The sequence below is a fragment of the Specibacter cremeus genome (assembly GCF_003946885.1).
GTDB lineage: Bacteria > Actinomycetota > Actinomycetes > Actinomycetales > Micrococcaceae > Specibacter > Specibacter cremeus.
Genome location: NZ_RWKQ01000001.1, coordinates 138,028 through 156,038, shown reverse-complemented (window position 1 = coordinate 156,038; position 18,011 = coordinate 138,028). Strand labels below are relative to the sequence as shown.

Annotated in this window: 15 protein-coding genes; 7 read left to right on the top strand and 8 right to left on the bottom strand. The window is 67.8% G+C overall.

Annotation, left to right across the window (positions count from 1 at the left end):
• The first annotated feature begins 151 nt into the window (after nt 1–151).
• Entirely contained in the window at nt 152–2,917 is a 2,766-nt protein-coding gene (secA, locus tag EJC77_RS00670) for a preprotein translocase subunit SecA (protein WP_125609637.1), read from the top strand.
• Here the strand turns inward: secA and EJC77_RS00665 are convergent.
• Together EJC77_RS00665 and EJC77_RS00660 are read right to left on the bottom strand one after the other, a co-directional pair.
• Nucleotides 2,914–3,471 carry an Rv3235 family protein gene (locus EJC77_RS00665; protein ID WP_125609636.1) on the bottom strand — a complete coding sequence of 186 codons (558 nt, stop codon included), beginning with the start codon at nt 3,469–3,471 and terminating at the stop codon, nt 2,914–2,916. The genes secA and EJC77_RS00665 overlap by 4 nt on opposite strands.
• A gap of 75 nt (nt 3,472–3,546) precedes the next feature.
• On the bottom strand, nt 3,547–4,311 hold the full coding sequence (locus EJC77_RS00660) for a LysM peptidoglycan-binding domain-containing protein (RefSeq protein ID WP_125609635.1): 765 nt from the start codon (nt 4,309–4,311) through the stop codon (nt 3,547–3,549).
• Between the two features lie 173 nt (nt 4,312–4,484).
• Between EJC77_RS00660 and EJC77_RS00655 the strand changes: the two genes are divergently transcribed.
• Complete coding sequence (locus EJC77_RS00655; protein ID WP_125609634.1) at nt 4,485–5,039, top strand: LSm family protein; 555 nt, start codon at nt 4,485–4,487, stop codon at nt 5,037–5,039.
• 315 nt (nt 5,040–5,354) lie between these two features.
• Here the strand turns inward: EJC77_RS00655 and EJC77_RS00650 are convergent, their stop codons facing one another.
• Nucleotides 5,355–5,801 (bottom strand): Clp protease N-terminal domain-containing protein, encoded by a 447-nt coding sequence (locus EJC77_RS00650; protein WP_125609633.1) that lies wholly within the window; start codon nt 5,799–5,801, stop codon nt 5,355–5,357.
• A gap of 360 nt (nt 5,802–6,161) precedes the next feature.
• Between EJC77_RS00650 and EJC77_RS20595 the strand changes: the two genes are divergently transcribed.
• Nucleotides 6,162–6,767 carry a hypothetical protein gene (locus EJC77_RS20595; RefSeq protein WP_125609632.1) on the top strand — a complete coding sequence of 202 codons (606 nt, stop codon included), beginning with the start codon at nt 6,162–6,164 and terminating at the stop codon, nt 6,765–6,767.
• Between the two features lie 285 nt (nt 6,768–7,052).
• Here EJC77_RS20595 and EJC77_RS00640 read toward each other — a convergent pair whose 3' ends face one another.
• The 5 genes from EJC77_RS00640 to EJC77_RS00620 form a co-directional block, all read right to left on the bottom strand.
• Nucleotides 7,053–7,484, bottom strand: coding sequence for a carboxymuconolactone decarboxylase family protein (locus EJC77_RS00640; RefSeq protein ID WP_125609631.1), 432 nt, complete (start codon nt 7,482–7,484; stop codon nt 7,053–7,055).
• Nucleotides 7,481–7,897 carry a MerR family transcriptional regulator gene (locus tag EJC77_RS00635; RefSeq protein ID WP_125609630.1) on the bottom strand — a complete coding sequence of 139 codons (417 nt, stop codon included), beginning with the start codon at nt 7,895–7,897 and terminating at the stop codon, nt 7,481–7,483. The genes EJC77_RS00640 and EJC77_RS00635 overlap by 4 nt, the downstream gene beginning before the upstream one ends.
• 197 nt (nt 7,898–8,094) lie before the next feature.
• Entirely contained in the window at nt 8,095–8,454 is a 360-nt protein-coding gene (locus EJC77_RS00630) for a type II toxin-antitoxin system RelE/ParE family toxin (protein ID WP_125609629.1), read from the bottom strand.
• Nucleotides 8,454–8,756 (bottom strand): type II toxin-antitoxin system ParD family antitoxin, encoded by a 303-nt coding sequence (locus tag EJC77_RS00625; protein WP_205786737.1) that lies wholly within the window; start codon nt 8,754–8,756, stop codon nt 8,454–8,456. Before EJC77_RS00625 ends, EJC77_RS00630 begins: the two co-directional genes overlap by 1 nt.
• Before the next feature lie 188 nt (nt 8,757–8,944).
• Nucleotides 8,945–9,163 (bottom strand): helix-turn-helix domain-containing protein, encoded by a 219-nt coding sequence (locus EJC77_RS00620; protein ID WP_125609628.1) that lies wholly within the window; start codon nt 9,161–9,163, stop codon nt 8,945–8,947.
• Nucleotides 9,164–9,342: 179 nt separating this feature from the next.
• On the opposite strand from EJC77_RS00620, the gene EJC77_RS00615 reads away from it, so the two are divergent.
• The 4 genes from EJC77_RS00615 to EJC77_RS00600 form a co-directional block, all read left to right on the top strand.
• Nucleotides 9,343–9,984 carry a hypothetical protein gene (locus EJC77_RS00615; RefSeq protein WP_125609627.1) on the top strand — a complete coding sequence of 214 codons (642 nt, stop codon included), beginning with the start codon at nt 9,343–9,345 and terminating at the stop codon, nt 9,982–9,984.
• A gap of 25 nt (nt 9,985–10,009) precedes the next feature.
• Entirely contained in the window at nt 10,010–11,575 is a 1,566-nt protein-coding gene (locus tag EJC77_RS00610) for a CpaE/TadZ family protein (protein ID WP_125609626.1), read from the top strand.
• 65 nt (nt 11,576–11,640) lie between these two features.
• On the top strand, nt 11,641–16,506 hold the full coding sequence (locus EJC77_RS00605; RefSeq protein WP_125609625.1) for an NAD-glutamate dehydrogenase: 4,866 nt from the start codon (nt 11,641–11,643) through the stop codon (nt 16,504–16,506).
• A gap of 97 nt (nt 16,507–16,603) precedes the next feature.
• A partial coding sequence (locus EJC77_RS00600; protein ID WP_240629598.1) for a sensor histidine kinase occupies nt 16,604–18,011 on the top strand: 1,408 nt, incomplete at its 3' end.

Sequence of the window (18,011 nt, the reverse complement as noted above, 5' to 3'; positions counted from 1 at the left end):
CCGCCGCCCACAGCCACAAAACCGTTACCGGACGCAACTACCTACAAATCTGACGCACACCCCCGGGGACGTGCGGCCACCGGCTTCCGTCGGGGTCGTCACGTAGACTGAACACGCCACTTTCAGGCAGCCACAGATTGGGAGCAATTTCGTGCCATCGATTCTTGAGCGGGTCCTTCGGACGGGCGACCGGCGGACGTTGAAGCGGCTGAACGTCTACGCGGACGCCATCGATTCACTGGAGGAGTCATTCAAGGCGTTCACGGACGCCGAACTCCGGGAAGAGACCGACCGGCTCAAGGAACGCCACCAGGACGGGGAGACCCTCGAGTCGCTGCTGCCGGAGGCGTTCGCCGCCGTCCGTGAGGCGTCCTCGCGAACGCTTGGCATGCGGCATTTCCGCGTGCAGATGATGGGCGGGGCGGCCCTGCACCTGGGCAATATCGCCGAGATGAAGACCGGCGAGGGCAAGACCCTGGTCGCCACGGCACCGGCCTACCTGAACGCGCTGACCGGCAAGGGCGTGCACGTGGTCACGGTCAACGACTACCTTGCCGAGTACCAGTCCGACCTGATGGGCCGCGTCTACCGGTTCCTGGGCCTGACCAGCGGCTGCATCCTGTCCAACCAGGACCCCGCCACCCGCCGCGGCCAATACGGGGCGGACATCACGTACGGCACGAACAACGAGTTCGGCTTCGACTACCTGCGCGACAACATGGCGTGGACCAGCGACGAACTGGTCCAGCGCGGCCACCACTTCGCCATCGTCGACGAGGTCGACTCGATCCTCATCGACGAGGCCCGCACACCGCTGATCATCTCCGGCCCGGCCTCCGGCGACGCCAACCGCTGGTATGGCGAATTCGCCAAGGTGGTGCTGCGCCTGCACCCCGAGTCCGACTACGAGGTCGACGAGAAGAAGCGCACCGTCGGCGTGCTCGAGCCCGGCATTGAAAAGGTCGAGGACTATCTGGGCATCCGCAACCTGTACGAGTCGGCGAACACGCCGCTGATCGGCTTCCTGAACAACGCCATCAAGGCCAAGGAACTGTTCAAGCGCGACAAGGATTACGTCGTGCTCAATGGCGAGGTGCTGATCGTCGACGAGCACACCGGGCGCATCCTGGCCGGACGGCGCTACAACGAGGGCATGCACCAGGCCATCGAGGCGAAGGAGGGGGTGGAGATCAAGGCGGAGAACCAGACGCTGGCCACCGTCACCTTGCAGAACTACTTCCGCCTGTACGAGAAGCTCTCCGGCATGACGGGCACGGCCGAGACCGAGGCCGCCGAGTTCATGGGAACCTACAAGCTGGGCGTGGTGCCGATCCCGACCAACATGCCGATGCAGCGCGTGGACCAGTCCGATCTCGTCTACAAGAACGAGATCGTCAAGTTCGATGCGGTCGTCGAGGACATCGCCACCCGGCACGAGGGCGGACAGCCCGTGCTGGTCGGCACGACCAGTGTCGAGAAGAGCGAATACCTCTCCAAGAAGCTGGCCGAGCGGGGCATCCGGCACGAGGTGCTGAACGCCAAGAACCACGCGCGGGAGGCCGCCATCGTTGCGCAGGCCGGACGCAAGGGCGCCGTCACGGTCGCCACGAACATGGCCGGCCGCGGCACCGACATCATGCTGGGCGGCAACGCCGAGTTCAACGCGGTGGCCGCGCTGGCCGCGCGCGGCCTGGACCCGGAGGAGACGCCGGAGGAGTACGAGGCCGCCTGGGTCGAGGCGTTCGAGGAGGCCAAGCGGGCCGTCGCGGACGAACACAACGAGGTGCTGGCGTCCGGCGGCCTGTATGTGCTGGGCACCGAGCGGCACGAATCGCGCCGCATCGACAACCAGCTGCGCGGCCGCTCCGGGCGCCAGGGCGACCCGGGCGAGTCCCGCTTCTACCTGTCGCTGACCGACGACCTGATGCGCCTGTTCAACTCCGGTGCGGCCGAGCGGCTCATGTCGCGCTCCGTCATGCCCGACGACGTGGCGCTCGAGTCGAAGCTCGTCTCCAAGGCCATCGCCTCCGCCCAGGGGCAGGTCGAGGGCCGCAACGCCGAGCAGCGCAAGAATGTACTCAAGTACGACGACGTCATGAACCGCCAGCGCGAGGCCATCTACGACGACCGGCGGCGCATCCTCCATGGCGACGACCTGCACGAGAAGGTGCAGTTCTTCCTCGAGGACACCATCAACGAGTTCATCGACGCGGCCACGAGCACGGGCACTCAGGGTAACTGGGACTTCGAGGCGCTCTGGACGAACCTGGGTACGCTGTACCCGGTGTCCGTCACGGTGGACGACATCGCCGAGGAAGTGGGCGGCGAAGGCCGGATCACCCCGGAGATCCTGAAGACCGAGCTGCTCTCCGATGCCAGGCTGGCATACCAGGAGCGCGAGGCGTCGCTCGGCTCGGAAACCATGCGTGAGCTGGAACGCCGGGTCGTGTTGTCCGTCGTGGGCCGCAAGTGGCAGGAACACCTGTACGAGATGGACTACCTGAAGGAAGGCATCGGCCTGCGCGCCATGGCCCAGCGCGACCCGCTGGTCGAGTACCAGCGCGAGGGTTTCGAGATGTTCCAGGCGATGATGGCCGGCATCCGCGAAGAGAGCGTCGGGTTCCTGTTCAACCTGGACGTCCAGGTCGAGAACGCCCCGCCGGTCGGCGTCGTCGAGGACCAGCCGGCCGCGCTCATGGAGCGGCTGGCCGGCGGCAACCATGGGGCCCCGACGGTCACCGCCCCCGGCCTGCAGGCGCCCGAGCGCCCGGCCCAGCTGCAGTTCACCGCCCCGGACGCCCAGGGCATGGCCGAGACGCACGTGGAACGCCGCTCCTCCGGCGACGGCCTGCCGCCGTCGGCCAAGCGCCCGGCCGGCAAGAATGTGAAGAACGCGAAGAAGAAGAAGCGCCGCTAACCGATCTGCAGCGCCGTCACCCGCCACCTGCCGTTTGCCTGTTCCAGCCGCAGGGCCATGGCCCGGACCCGGAGCGTGTCGGCCACCACGAGTGACGTCTCGTAGATGCCGGGGGCGACGTGGCTGGCGTGCACGGAATGCACGGTCGGCTGCTGTCGCAATTGGCGCACCCCGTCCCGTCCGGCGCAACTGAGCTTGCGCTCGGCCGCGTGGTAGGCGGCGGCCGTGAGCTGGGCGCGCACGGCCAGCGCCTCGAAACTGTGCGGATCCAGCCACCGGGCCAGCTGTTGGACGGAGCGGGACCCGTTGAGCACCTCCAACGCGGCCAGGCCCAGCCGGCGCGCCATTTCGGCGACGAGCTCATGCTCGCCCCGGACCGCCTCGAGCGGGGTCGGCGCCGCCAATGGTTGCGTCGCGGCGCCGTCGGACCGGGCGCCGGACCGGTGCCGGACGGGCATCTTCAACACCGGTGCCGGCGGCCCGTCGGTGGCGGGAAGCGGCGCCGGTCGGCTCGTGATGGGCGTCAGCGGCGCCTCGGTTGCCTGTGCGGTCATGGGAGACTCCTTTGGCTTGGTGCGCTCTGCCGAGAAGGCGCACTGCGGTGGATAAGGGCTGTGGTGGATGGGTCGCTACTTGTTCGGTGAGTGCAGGATCTGCCCGGGCACGATGGCGTCGGGGTCGTCGCCGATGATGGCCCGGTTCGCCCGGTACCACTGGGGCCACGCCTGTGAGACTTCCAGATCGGTGGCGTAGGGGCCCAGCTCCTGCGCTGCGATGCTCCACAGGGAGTCGCCCGCGTGGACGACGACGGTGTGCCCAAGCCGGGTGCCGCCGTCGCCGGGCCGCGTGGGCGCGGCCACGATGGGGCCGGGATCGGATGCCGGCGGTCTGGGAAGCCACGACGGCTTGGCGGCGGGCAGCGGCTGCCAAGTGGGGTCTACGATGGGGTCCACGGACGGCGTCCCGGCCGGCGCCTGCCGGGATGGGACCGGTTGGGCTTGGGAGACGACGGCGTGCCACCGCGGATCGATGGGCCCGCCGGGTGCGGCCGTGGCGAGCGGCGCCGACACCAGGTTCAGGCCCAGGACCACGAGGACCAGGCGCCGCATGAAGGCCGGCGACCATTGCCCCGATACGGCGGCCAGGCGGTGCCGGCCCGTTCGCTCGGCCAGGGCGGCGATGACGGCGCACGCCATGGCGGCGAACCACCACAGGGCGATGGCCACTCCGGCGCCGGCGGCGAGGGCCCCGACGGCCTCATCCAGCCCAAGCGTTCGTCCGGGGCCCGCCGCCTCCCAGTTCCGCAGCAGCGACGTGCCCGTGTACAGCAGCGACGCGGCCAGCAGCAGGACCGCCGCCGTCATCGCGGCGTCCGCACGTGTCTGCCTGTTCATGATCGCTCCTCACATCTTTTAATAGTGTTTGATGTGTTTTGATGTCTTGAGAATCAGTTTGAACGTGTTATGCGGTCCTGTCTAGGGGTGGGGGGGAGATTGTGCAGGACGGGGAGCGGCCGCCGCGGCACCGCAACTTGACCCGACCTGCAGAGCACACCTAGCGTGTGCGCATGCGATGGGACGCACTGTTCGGGGACCTGGACGCCCAGTGGCATGCCGTTGAGCAGCGTGAGCTGGAGGCCGAGGTCAATGAGCTGGCCCGGATTGAACTGGCCCAGTCAACGCTTGCCGACGCGCTGCGTGGCTCGCTGGGCGGCGCGATCGCCGCAACGCTGCGCAGCGGCGCCGTGCTGCATGGGGAGTTGCTGCGCGTGGCGCCCGAGTGGCTGCTGCTGGGATCGGCCGGCCGCTGCCTGGTGGTGCCGATGGCGGCACTGGCACAGGTGCGTGGCGCGGGCGGCGTCCTCGCCGCCGACCCTGCACGCATCCCCTACACGCTGCCCGCGGCGCTGCGGCTCCTGGCCCGGAACCGTGCTGTGGTCACGATCGAAGTCGACGGCGGCCGGAGCCTGCGCGGGGTCCTGGACCGGGTCGGCGTCGACCACGTCCAGCTGGCCGTCGTCGTGGACGGCGCCACGCGCCGGCATGACAATGTCCGCGGATCCGTACTCATCCCGCTGCGGAACGTGCTGGTCGTGGCATCGGGGTCGGACAACGAGTTCTGACCCAGCGGCTCCCGCTGCTGGCAAGCTCGAGGTCTCAGGAGGATCGGTACGGAAATGCACGCCCGAGGTCAAGCAGCGGTTGAATGTAGCGTTTGTCCTCCCGTCACTGGGCATTTTCGCGGGCGGGTCCTCCGGGAATCGGTCGGTCAAGGAAACACGCTAATCGCGATCCGACGTTCTTCAACGGTGCCTGTCTCGTTGGGTGACCGGCATACGGGACTCTCGGAAATACCTATCCGGACGGACCCCTTGCGGGTGCTTGCGAGGATAGGACGGCGGGCGATCGCTGCCTGTTGCCCAACTCGGAGCAACCGGTCACCCCCGCGTAAGCGCCGCCATTACCCGCGTTTGCGCACTGTCTCGATCCACACCCGCAGCGGCCAGCGCACGATCCAGGCGTTCGCTATGGACACTCAGCACCCCAAACAATAGGTGCTTGATCCCGACGTGATCGGAGTGAAGCTCCCGCGCGGTGCGCTGCGCCGCCTTGAGGACCTCCAGAGACATGCGGGTGAATGGCAACGATTCTGAGTTGTCTTGCGGACCAGCGGAGGCGAAACTCATTATCGCATCACGCACTTCATCCGGCCAGACGCCCAGCGCCGTCTGCACCATGTTTGGATATGCGTGCAAAAGCCCCAATAATAGATGCTCGGGACCGATGTACGAGTCATGCATCATCCACCTTGACTCTGCCTGCGCCATGACCACCGCCCGCCGGGCACCGTCGGTGTAGTTCTGAGACATCTTCGAACCGGTCATGCCCCAAAGCGTAGTCTTCGCGACGCGCCAGCACCACGGGCGCGCCTCCCCGCAGGAGGATGTCCTGTGACCCGGCCGCTAATCGAGCTGCGACTGTATCAGGCGTTCCCGCTACGGGCGCGGAAGTGCTGGGGAGACGACTTTCGACATTTGTACAGTCGTCTTCTGGAGGCTGACATCTCTATTTTGGAATGCAGCGCATTCGCTGCGGTGCTCCGGCTCAGTCGACGCCGGCATGAAAAGAAAGGGCCCATCGTGACGATGGGCCCTTCAATTCTTTCTATGCACCACGCTGCCTAATCGAATGGCGAACCATTGAACAGAGGACCGATCCCGTAGTGCCCCCGTAGTCTACTACCCATGCCCGAAGGATTTCCACACGCCACCATTCCCACGCCAGATCAGGCCGTTGCATGGCTATCGCAACACCGCTATGACAAGTATCTGACCTTGGCGTCCGGTGACCACATGTTGGCCATGCAAATCTACGCATGGAACTCTGAACTATCGTCAGCGATCCTCCGCGACCTGGCCCATGTGGAGGTCTCGGTTCGCAATGCCCTTGACGCCCAGCTGGCACCTGCTTTTCCCGATTGGGCAGCACAACCAGCACCAGGTTGGTTGCACCTGGAAAACGGCACGCAGCGAGTTCGCCTCCGACAGCAGAGACTCAACAGCGACGGGCGGAAACTGCTTCGCAGCGCTCAACGCGATATCGGTGCCGCAGCCACCCACGGGATGGTCATAGCCAGACTATCCTTCGGCTTTTGGCAGTTCCTGATCACACCCAGGGCGCGAGAAAGCACACTCTGGACTCCTTATCTCCACAGGCTTTTCCGCGCGGAACAGCCCGTGCCGACGTCGCGAAGTTTCTGGAGTCCGCCGTCAGCCTACGAAACCGGCTGGCTCACCTCGAACCCGTCGCCAGCGACTCAACCAGCGTCACGAGCCGACTGGCAGACATGAATTCCCTCTTCAAACTCGTTTCACCGGAAGTCCATGACTGGATCACGGACATCAGCGACGTTACAGAAATCATCAACCGCGCACCCGTCACCGGGCTGATATCCATGAGCATCACGCGAACCCCATAGTACGGGCGGGCAAATACTGGCCAGCGTAAAAGTGCCGTCCACCCGCAGATTCCAGCTGCCCCAGCAGCAATCATTGGTTGCTGTCCCAGACAAGGTTCGACATACGGGCAGCTGAATCACGATTGCCTTCACCAGGGCCTGCGGCAGTCGAGAGAAGCTACGCGGCTTGGGCCCGGAGCAAGCCTCGTTCGCTGAAGACCTTCTTGGCGACGAAGGTGGCGTTGAGGGCTTTGGGCATGCCACAGTAGACCGCCGCGTGCAGGAGGGCCTCTACGATTTCGTCTGCAGTGAGCCCGACGTTGAGGGCGGCGTTGATGTGTACCTCAAGCTGGGGTTCGCAGCCACCCAGAGCTGTCAGCATGCCGAGTGTCACGAGTTGGCGGTCGCGCGGAGCGAGCCCAGGTCGCACGTAAATTTCCCCGAAGGCCCAAGCGACGACCTGATGGCCGAGTTCGGGCGAGATGACGGCAAGGGAGTCGATGACCTTCTGGCCGCCAGCGCCGTCGATCGCGGTTAGGGCCTCCATCCCGCGTTCGAACGACGCCTCCCGAGAGTGTGCGGGAAGGGCGGGGGTGTTCTCGATGCTCATGGTCGGACTTCTTTCTGCTGCGTATTCAGCAGCTGTTCGTAGTGGTTGATTTTGTCGTCGAGGGCGAGTGCATTCTGCTGGAGAGCGCGGATGTGTTCCGCAAGCCCGTCGGAGTGGTCCCGGAGGATGGCGATCCGGTCAGAGATGGTGGTGTCTCCTGCCGCTCGGAGTCGGGCGAAGCGTTTCATGTCGTCAATCGACATGCCTGTCTCCCGAAGGCGAAGCAAGAACTCCAGCCACGCCAGGTCGGCGGAGGCGTAGCGACGTTGGTTGCCCGTCGTCCGTCCCACGCGCTCGATCAGGCCGGCCTTTTCGTAGTAGCGGAGGGTGTCGGCAGAGAGCCTGGTGATTTGCGAAACCTGCGTAATTGTCAGGCTGGGCTCCTGCTGAGTGAGCGCTTTTTCCATTCCCATACCGTGAGCCTAAAACTTGGAGTGCACTCCAAGTCAAGGCCATTCAGCAGGTCGCATCTGAGCTCAACGACGAGACGAGGGAATTCCCGCTCAGCGTTCCCCAACTGGTACGGCATCCGCCGCCAGCTTGACGCGTGGCATGTCACTGAACCACCGGGGCGCGGCTTCCGATTTTGATGGCTTGACGCGGCGAGCGACTAATCCCAAGCCTGCTGGGAATCGACGTGTCGCCGGGGCTCCATGGCGTCGTGAAGTACTCGGCCGATGACCAGCACGTCCCCTTCGCGACGACAGATGAGGAAGTGTCGCGGTCGTCGGACAGCCTTTTCAGAGGCGCTGGTGCGACTCTGTGCCAAGTGCCAGGAGAACACGCCGTCCCCCAGTTCGGGTCGGGTGGTATGTCCGATATCGCTGGTGCTCGAAGCCGCGTCGCGGATGGCGGTGGCGATCAGGGCCTCATAGCGCTTGCGTGCTTCCTCACCGAACTGCTCCTCAGACCACGCAAGGATCGCGATGATATCGGCCTGAGCGACGTGGGTTAGGCGGTATCCCGCCATCAACCGGCCAAGTCGGCCCGCGCTGCGCGGCCACCGAGCTGTCCGATGAAGTCATCGAGGTTCTCATCGGCAATGTCGTCATAACGTCCCGTGGCGAGATCCAACCAACCCTTCGAGGCAGCATCACGCAGCGCAGCAACCTTGGCCGCATCCTCCACCTCCCGGCGTTCCAAGAGCCGAAGACCCTCGCGCAGCACCTCGCTGGCATTCTGATAGCGCCCGGACCTCACCCACGATTCAACAAGTTCGTGCTGATGTTGACTCAGGACAACATTCCTCGTCGCCACGGCAACCACCTCCATTGGCAGTATATGCCATCGTGTCGATGTTCGACAGGGGATTCACCATCGGAACGTTGCAGCTGTCCCGCGGAAGGTTCCCCAAACGGGACACGCAAGGCAGCCACCCGATGCCAAACGTGAATTTCCGCACAGATCCTCCTTGGACCCTAGCTCGCGGCGTGGGCCCTCGCCGCCGTGGGCCCACGCGGTCAGGCGTCGTGGCGCGCGCGTTGCCCGGCGAGCAGGTCGGCGGCTGCGGCGTAGCGGCCGGCGATGAACTCCTCGAACTTTGCCTCCTCCACGCGCCATTGGCCGCGGCCGCCGATCTGGATGGCGGGCAACTCGCCGCTGCGCACCAGCGCGTAGCAGGCCGCGGCGGAGATCTGGAGTTGTTCGGCCACATCGGCCAGCGTGAGGAAACGAGGCATGTCACCATCGTCCCACGTTTGGACGTCTTTGTACTGGTTATCCACACTTTGATGAGCTGCGCCCATGGTCCACAATTTCCACAAATCGTCGGAGGGGGCTACATTTTCGGCCGCGCACAGGCCAGACTGGGAGGACTGCGGCCCGGTGCCGCCGTCAACGTTCCCCGGGGGAGGCAGCCATGGTTGCAGATACCGCGGCGCCGGCCGCCCGCTTGGCCAAGCCGTCTTGGAAGGACCCGCGTCTGCTGGTCGGAGTGCTGCTGGTCCTGGCCGCCGTGGCCGGGACCGTCGCACTGGTCAGCGGCGCCGACAAGTCCGTGGACGTGTATGTGGCCCGCGACACCATCGTGGTGGGCCAGCCACTCACGCCGGATTCCTTCGACCGCGTCGGGGTGCGGCTCGGCGATGCGGACGGCAAGTACGTCCGGGCCGGGGCGCAGCTGCCCGAGAACGCCGTGGCCGTGCGCATGGTGCCCAAGGGTGAGCTGGTGGCCCGTTCGAGCGTTGGCGGCGTCGACGGCCTGGATCGCAAGCCCGCGTCGTTGTCCGTCACCGAACCGCTGCCGCGCCAGGTCGTCGTCGGAGCGCACGTGGACGTGTGGGTGGCGTTGCCTGACGACCGCAACGGGTACCAAAAACCCGAACTCATGCTGCCCGGCGTGGAGGTCGCCGAGCTCGATTCCGCCGCCACGGCGCTGGGGACGGGCAAGACGACCCAGCTCATGGTGCTCGTCTCGGATGCCCAGATGCCGCGCATCCTCGGCGCCCTGGCCAACAAGGCCAGGGTCTCCGTCGTATGGAATGCCGCGGCCGCGCAGTGAGGACATATCCGGTGAGGAGGCGGCCATGAGGAGTCTTTCCGTCATTGCGGTGGGGGACACACCCGGACACGTGGTGGACCAGCTGGGCAGGCTGGCCGGTCCGGTCACGGTCGCCCGCCGTGCGGCGGACCTGGCCGAGGTGCTGGCTGCCTGCCAAAGCGGCCTGGCCGATGCGGCCATCGTGGCCGACGGGACCCGAGAGCTCAGCGCCACGCTCGTGGACCGGCTGGCAGCCGTGGGCGTGGCCGTCGTCGTGCTCGCCGACGATCCCGCCGACACCGGCCGGCTGCGCGACATCGGCGCCGTCGTCGTCGGGACGGCCGTCACGGCGGCCGGCCTTGCGGACGCGGTGGCGGTGGCCGTCGCCGCCCGGGCGCACCGGGGACGCGGCGGGTCGCATGGGTGGGGCGTGGACGCCGGAGCCCGGCCCGCGGCGGCCGCGTACGACGGCGGCGCGCCGGGGTCCGACGTCCGGTCGCCGGCCGCCGGGGAACCGGACAGCAGCGTCGACGGTCCCGGCACGAGCGCACGCGTCGGGTACGAGCCGGAGCCGAACGGCACGAAGGCCGAGGATGGTGATCGCCCCGCTGGCGATGCGTCCATCGGGTACGAGCCGCGGGGCGGGCCGGAACGGGTGCGCCGCAACGCGGCACGCCGCTGGTGGCAGCGCCGCACCCCGGGACCGGTCGGTTCGGGACGGGCCGATTCCGGTCCGGGCAGCACGGCTCTGGGCGCCACGGGCCCCCGGGTGCTGGCGGTCTGGGGGCCGGCCGGGGCCCCCGGGCGGACGACCGTCGCGCTGAACCTGGGCGCCGAACTGGCCGCCCGGGGCCATGCGGTCCTGCTCGTGGATGCCGACACGTACGGGGCGAGCATGGCGGCAGGCCTCGGGCTGCTGGACGAGGCGGCCTCACTGGCGCAGGCCTGCCGGCTGGCCGACCAGGGCCTGCTGACCCCGGGCGAATTGGGCCGGATCGCCACCGAGGTCGTGTTTGCCGGCGGCACGCTGCGGCTGCTCACCGGGCTGACCCGGGCGGACCGGTGGCCCGAGATCCGGGCGGCCGCGTTCGACCGCGTGCTGGCCGTCGCCACACAGCTCGCCGACGTCGTCGTGATCGACTGCGGCTTCTGCCTGGAACGGGACGAGGAGCTCAGTTACGACACGATGGCCCCCAGGCGCAATGCGGCCGCCCTGTGCGCGCTCGACGCCGCCACGGAAATCCATGCGGTGGGCACGGCTGATGTCATCGGCATGCCGCGACTGGTCCGCGCCCTGGCCGAGGTGGACGACGTCGTCCCCGGCAAGTCCATCACCGTCGTGTTCAACAAGGTCCGCAAGACGGCCACCGGCCCCGGTCCCCGCCGCGCGCTCGACGCCGCCTGGCAGCGGTTCGGCCCGGCCCACCCCATAGCGCGCCTGCTGCCCTGGGAGCCGGAAACGACCGACCGTGCCCTGTTCGCCGGAAGACTCCTCATGGAGGTGGCGCCGGAGTCGGGGCTGCGTCGGGCCATTGCCGGCCTGGCTTGTGCATCCGTCCAACAAAATTCAAAAACCACTGTGGGAACTTCTAGAGCGACGGTCGATTTTTAGGGATAGGCTCGCCAATGAGGCCGCAATGATGCGGCCTTTCCCATTTTCACGGAGGCGTTTGTCACATGTCGAAGGAATCCCCCACAGTCGACCCGGCCCTGGGCATGCCGGTGGATGAGCAGTTCATCGCCGACTACTACGAGCACCTGGCCATTGAAGACGCCGGCGCCTATGACGCCAGGGTCCTCAGCGACCGGGCCGAGGCCCACAGGGCACTGGCGGCGGTCCGCCACGCCGGTGAGGCCAGGGTCGAGGTGCTGGACGAGGAAGACTGCTCCGTGGTCTACATCGTCACGGACGACATGCCGTTCCTGGTCGATTCCGTCACGGCCGAACTCGTCCACCAGGACGCCGCCATCCGGCTGGTCATCCACCCCATGTTCGTGGTGACCCGGGACCGCGCCGGCGACGCGATCGTCGCCGTCCATCGGGTCCCGGCCCACGTCGGCGTGGCCAGCGGCGACACCTCGGCCATCCCGAACCTGTCCGCCTTCGATATCAACGGCGACACCGCGGCACACCTCGAATCCTGGATCGCCGTGGAGATCGACCGGACCAGCGACGCCGGGAAGGAAGCCCTCATCACCGGCCTGACCAAGATCCTGGCCAACGTCCAGGCCGCCGTCGAGGACTGGCCGGCCATGCGGGAGAAGGCGCTCAGCCGGGCCGAGGTGCTGGCCACGGCGCTGGCCGACGAGTCCATCACGGACCTGCGCGAGGCCGAGGACCTGCTGCACTGGATGGATGCCGGGAACTTCACGTTCCTCGGCTACCGCGAATACGATCTCGTCAAACAGGACGGGGAGGACGTGTTGCTGGCCCGCGAAGGCAGCGGGCTGGGCCTGCTGCGCGACGGCTCCACGCATCCGCAGGTGCAGCACCTGACGACCGTCGGCCAGCTCAAGGCGCGCGAGAAGCGCGTCCTGGTCATCACGAAGGCGAACTCGCGCTCCACCGTGCACCGGGCGGCCTACCTGGACTACATCGGGATCAAGTCCTTCGACGCGAACGGCAACGTCAATGGGGAGCAGCGCTTCATCGGCCTGTTCGCCTCGGCCGTCTACACCGGGTCGGTGCGCAACATCCCGGTCGTGCGCGAGAAGGTCGACGCCGTGCTGCGTCACTTCGGCTTCCCGCCGGACTCGCACTCGGGCAAGGACCTGTTCGCCGTCCTGGAAACCTACCCCCGCGACGAGCTGTTCCAAATCGACACGAGCGACCTGATCGACACGGCCGACGGCATCCTGCGCCTGCAGGAGCGCCGCCGCACCCGGCTGTTCCTGCGCCCGGACGTGTACGGACGCTTCATGTCCGCGCTGATCTACATCCCGCGCGACAGATACACCACCGCCACCCGCCGCCGCATCGAGGACGAGCTGACGCGCACGTTCGGGGCGCTCTCGATCGACTTCGAGGCCCGCATGAGCGAATCGGCGCTGGCCCGGCTGTTCTTCCGCATTCGCCTGCCCAAGACGGGCGCACCGGCACACGCCGACGTCGCCGGCCTCGAGGCGCGCCTCGTCATGGCCGCCCGGTCCTGGCCGGAGGGCGTCACGGAGGTGCTGCGGGACGTGCACCCGCTCGCCGAGGCCGACGCGCTGGCCGACAAGTGGGCCGACGCGTTCCCGGCCACCTACAAGGTCAACTTCGAGGTCGAGGACGCCGTCGAGGACATCCACCGCTTCGAGGAATTCGACGCCGGCCACCGGGCCACGGTGGCCGCCGGCGCGCCGGCGGGCACGTGGGCGCCCGGCATGCACGTCTACCTGCCGGCCGTCACGGATGAGGAACTGGAGGAGGATGCCCGGCTCAAGCTGTACATGGCCCACCCGAAGAGCCTGAGCGCCATCCTGCCGTACTTCCACAACCTCGGCCTGGAAGTGCTCGACGAGCGCCCGTTCGAGATCGTGACCGCCGACAAGCGCGAGTTCTTCCTCTACGACCTGGGCCTGAAATACCCGGCCGGCGTGGACCCGCTCGGCACGGCGCCGCTGCTCGTCACGGCGCTCGGCGCGGCCATGACCGGGGCCAGCGAGTCGGACCTGTTCGACCGGCTTGTGCTGCACGAGGGCATGGACTGGCGCGAGGTCGTCATCCTGCGCGGCTATGCCAAGTACCTGCGCCAGATGGGGAACACGAACTCGTATGGTTTCGTGGCGAACACGCTGCTGGACAACGCCGCGGTCACCCGCGCCCTCGTCGAACTGTTCGAGACCCGCTTCGACCCCGACCTGGCCGGCGATGCGCGCGACGCGCGCACGGCCGACGTGCGCGAGCGGCTGGCCGCCGCGCTCGAGCAGGTCCCCACGCTCGACGGCGACCGTGTGCTGCGCACCCTGGCGAACCTGGTGGAGGCCACGTTGCGCACCAACTACTTCCAGGGCAAGGACTACCTGAGCCTGAAGCTGAGCCCCAACGACATCGAGGGCCTGCCGTTCCCGCGGCCGAAGTACGAGATCTGGGTGTATTCCCCGCGGGTCGAGGGCGTGCACCTGCGCTTCGGCAAGGTGGCCCGCGGCGGCCTGCGCTGGTCCGACCGGCGCGAGGACTTCCGCACCGAGGTGCTGGGCCTGGTCAAGGCACAGACGGTGAAGAACGCCGTCATCGTCCCGACCGGCGCCAAGGGCGGCTTCTTCGCCAAGCAGCTTCCCAACCCGGCGCTCGACCGGGCCGCGTGGCTGGCGGAGGGCATTGAAAGCTACAAGATGTTCATCCGCGGCCTGCTCGACCTCACCGACAACCTCGTCACCGACGCCGACGGCGAGCGGATCGTGCCGCCGTCGCGCGTCGTCCGGCACGACGACGACGACTCGTACCTGGTCGTCGCCGCGGACAAGGGGACGGCGTCGTTCTCCGACATCGCCAACGCCATCTCCGCCGAGTACGGTTTCTGGCTCGGCGACGCGTTCGCGTCGGGCGGGTCGGTCGGCTACGACCACAAGGAGATGGGCATCACGGCCCGCGGCGCCTGGGAGTCCGTGAAGCGGCACTTCAGCGAGTTCGACGTCGACACGCAGGCCGAGGAGTTCTCGGTCGTCGGCATCGGCGACATGTCCGGGGACGTGTTCGGCAACGGCCTGCTGCGCACCCCGCACGCCCGGCTCGTCGCCGCGTTCGACCATCGCGACATCTTCCTGGACCCGACCCCGGACCCGGCCGCCGCGTTCGCCGAGCGCCAGCGCCTGTACGACCTGCCGCGCTCGTCCTGGCAGGACTACGACAAGACGCTGATCAGCGCCGGCGGCGGCGTGTACCCGCGGTCGCTGAAGTCCATCCCGATCACCGAGGAGGTCCGCACGGCCCTGGGCCTGCCCGAGGGCACCGAGCGGATGAGCCCGCCGGAACTGTTGCGCGCGGTGCTGCTCGCCCCGGCCGACCTGCTCTACAACGGCGGCATCGGCACCTACATCAAGGCCAGCACCGAGACGAACGCGGAGGTCGGGGACAAAACGAACGACGGCATCCGCGTCGACGGCCGCGACCTGCGGGTGAAGGTGATCGGCGAGGGCGGCAACCTGGGCATGACCCAGCGCGGCCGCGTCGAGGCGGCCCTGCACGGGGTCATCCTGAACACCGACGCCATCGACAACTCGGCCGGCGTGGACTGCTCCGACCACGAGGTCAACATCAAGATCTTCGTTGACCGGATGGTGGCCGCCCGCAAGCTGGACCCGGCCGAGCGGCCGGCGTTCCTGGCCGCCATGACCGACGAGGTCGGCCGGCTGGTGCTCGAGGACAACGTCGAGCAGAACATCCTGCTGCTCAACGACCGGCAGCGGACCGTCGAGTGGAGCCCCAGCTACGAGCGGTTCATGGACTGGCTGGAGACCAACGCCGACCTGAACCGGGAGCTGGAGGCGCTGCCGACGACGGCGGCCCTGCACGAGCGCCTGCAGACCGGCCAGGGCCTGACGTCCCCGGAGTTGTCGGTGCTGGCCGCCTACGCGAAGATCGAGTTGGCCAACGCGCTGCGCGAGAGCACCCTGGCCGACGACCCGTGGTTCCGCAAGACGCTGCGCGGGTACTTCCCGACCCAGCTTGCCGAGCGGTTCGACGCCGAGTTGGACACGCACCCGCTGCGCCGGGACATCATCGCCACGATCGTCGCCAACGACATGGTCAACGTCGGCGGCATCACGTTCGCCTTCCGGGCCATGGAGGAGTCCTCGGCCACCGAGGCGGTCGTGGCCAAGGCATTCGTGGCGTTGCGCGAGATCTACGACTACGATGCCATGACGCGGGCACTCGGTGAGCTGCCGCCGTCGTTCTCCACCTCTCACTGGTGCGACATCCAGCTGGACATGCGCCGCCTGCTGGACCGTGCCGTCCGCTGGCTGGTTCATGAGGGGCTGGGCCAGCGCCCGATCGCCGACGTGGTCGAGGAGTTCCGTCCCGTCGTGGCGAGGATCGGCGGCCGGCTGGGCGAGTTCCTGCAGGGCGAGGACGCCGATCGCGTGGCCGCCTGGCGCGCCCGCGGCGTCGAATGGGCGGTGCCGGACGAGCTCGGCCGCCGTTGGGCGGAGCTGTTCGAGTCGTTCGCGCTGCTGGACATCGCCAAGACCAGCGAAAGCATCCACGAACCCGTCGAGGACGTGGCCGGCGTCTACTATGCCCTGTATGCGCGCTACGGCGTGGACCAGCTGCTGGAGCGGATCACGGCGCTGCCGCGCAACGACAGGTGGCAGGCGCTGGCCCGCGCCGCACTGCGCGACGACCTGTACTCCACCACGGCCGACATGACGCGGAACATCATGCACAGCACGGCGGCCGGCGGCGACACGTTCGAGCGGATCACCGCCTGGGAGGCGCAGAACCAGGAGCAGCTGGACCGGGCCACCAAGATGTTCGCCGAGGTCAATGCGCTCGAACAGGACGACATGGCGTCCCTGTCGGTAGCATTGAGGCTGCTGCGCTCGATCGTGCGCCGCTAATCCCCAGCTCCTCCCCGTTGATGCCGCGCAAGCGCGGCATCAACGGGGCCCCTCGGAGCTGTGGGCCCACCCGTTTGCCGGACCGAAAGGGACTTCGATGGCCGTCTTCATCGACCTGCTCAAGGACGGGGCAGGTCTCGGGCCCGGCGACGCCGAATGGCTGCACCTGCTGGTCGGCGACTGGCAGCTGGTCTCCGACCTGGCCTTCGCCGATCTGGCCCTGTGGCTGCCGGACCCGGAGAAGCGCTATGTGGCGATCGCGCACGTGCGCCCGTCCACGAGCCACACGCTGTTCCACACCGACTTCGTGGGCGAGGCGATTCGCGCCGACCTGGAACCGCTCGTCACCGCGGCCTGGCGCAGCCAGGGGATTGAGCGTTCCAGCGAGACGAGCGCCTGGCACGTCGACATGGCCATGCGGGTGGAGGCCATCCCGATGGTGCGCAACGGCCGCGTGCTGGCCGTCATCACCAGCCACATGGACCTCTCCAGCTCGCGCATGCCGTCCCGGCTGGAACTGACCTACCGGCAGTGCGCCTACGACCTGCTGAAGATGGGCACGCTGGGCCTGTGGCCGGACTTCGCCTCGCCGACCGGCTCGCGCCGCGGCGCGCCGCGGGTGGGAGACGGGCTGCTCCGGCTCGACGTCGACGGGATCGTCCAGTACGCCAGCCCGAACGGGGTGTCGGCGTTCCGCCGGCTCGGCGACATCGAGTCGCTGGAGGGCCGCTCGCTGGCCGAGGTGACGACGGCGCTGCTCAAGGACCGCCGCATGGTCGACGAGACGCTGCCGCTGGTGGTCACCGGCCGGATGCCCTGGCGGACGGAGATCGAGTCCCGTGGCGTCAGCCTGTCCCTGCGCGCCATCCCGCTGCGCGACGCCACCGAACGCTTCGGCGCCCTCGTGTTGTGCCGGGACGTCTCGGAGCTGCGCCGGCGCGAACAGGAATTGGTCACCAAGGATGCCACGATCCGCGAGATCCACCACCGCGTGAAGAACAACCTGCAGACGGTGGCGGCGCTGCTGCGCATGCAGTCGCGGCGCATGCGCAGCGAGGAGGGCAGGCAGGGCCTGGAACAGGCCATGCGCCGGGTCTCGACCATTGCCCTGGTGCATGAGACGCTGTCGCAGGGGCTGACGCAGCGTGTCGGCTTCGACGAGTTGATCGACCGGCAGTTCCGCCTCTCCGCGGAGGTCGCGTCGCCGTCCCAGCGGGTCGCCACCGAGCGCGAGGGCCTGTTCGGGGAGCTGCCCAGCGACTTCGCGACCCCGCTGGCACTGGTCATCAACGAGCTGGTGACCAACGCCGTCGAGCATGGCCTGCAGGACCGCGAGGGGACGGTCCGGCTCACGGCCGACCGCTCGCGCGACGGCGCCGGCGAGGAAATCCTGACCGTCACCATCTCGGATGACGGCGTGGGGCTGCCGGACGGCGACTGGAGCGAGGGCCTGGGGCTGCAGATCGTGCGCACGCTCGTGACGAGCGAACTGGGCGGCACCATCG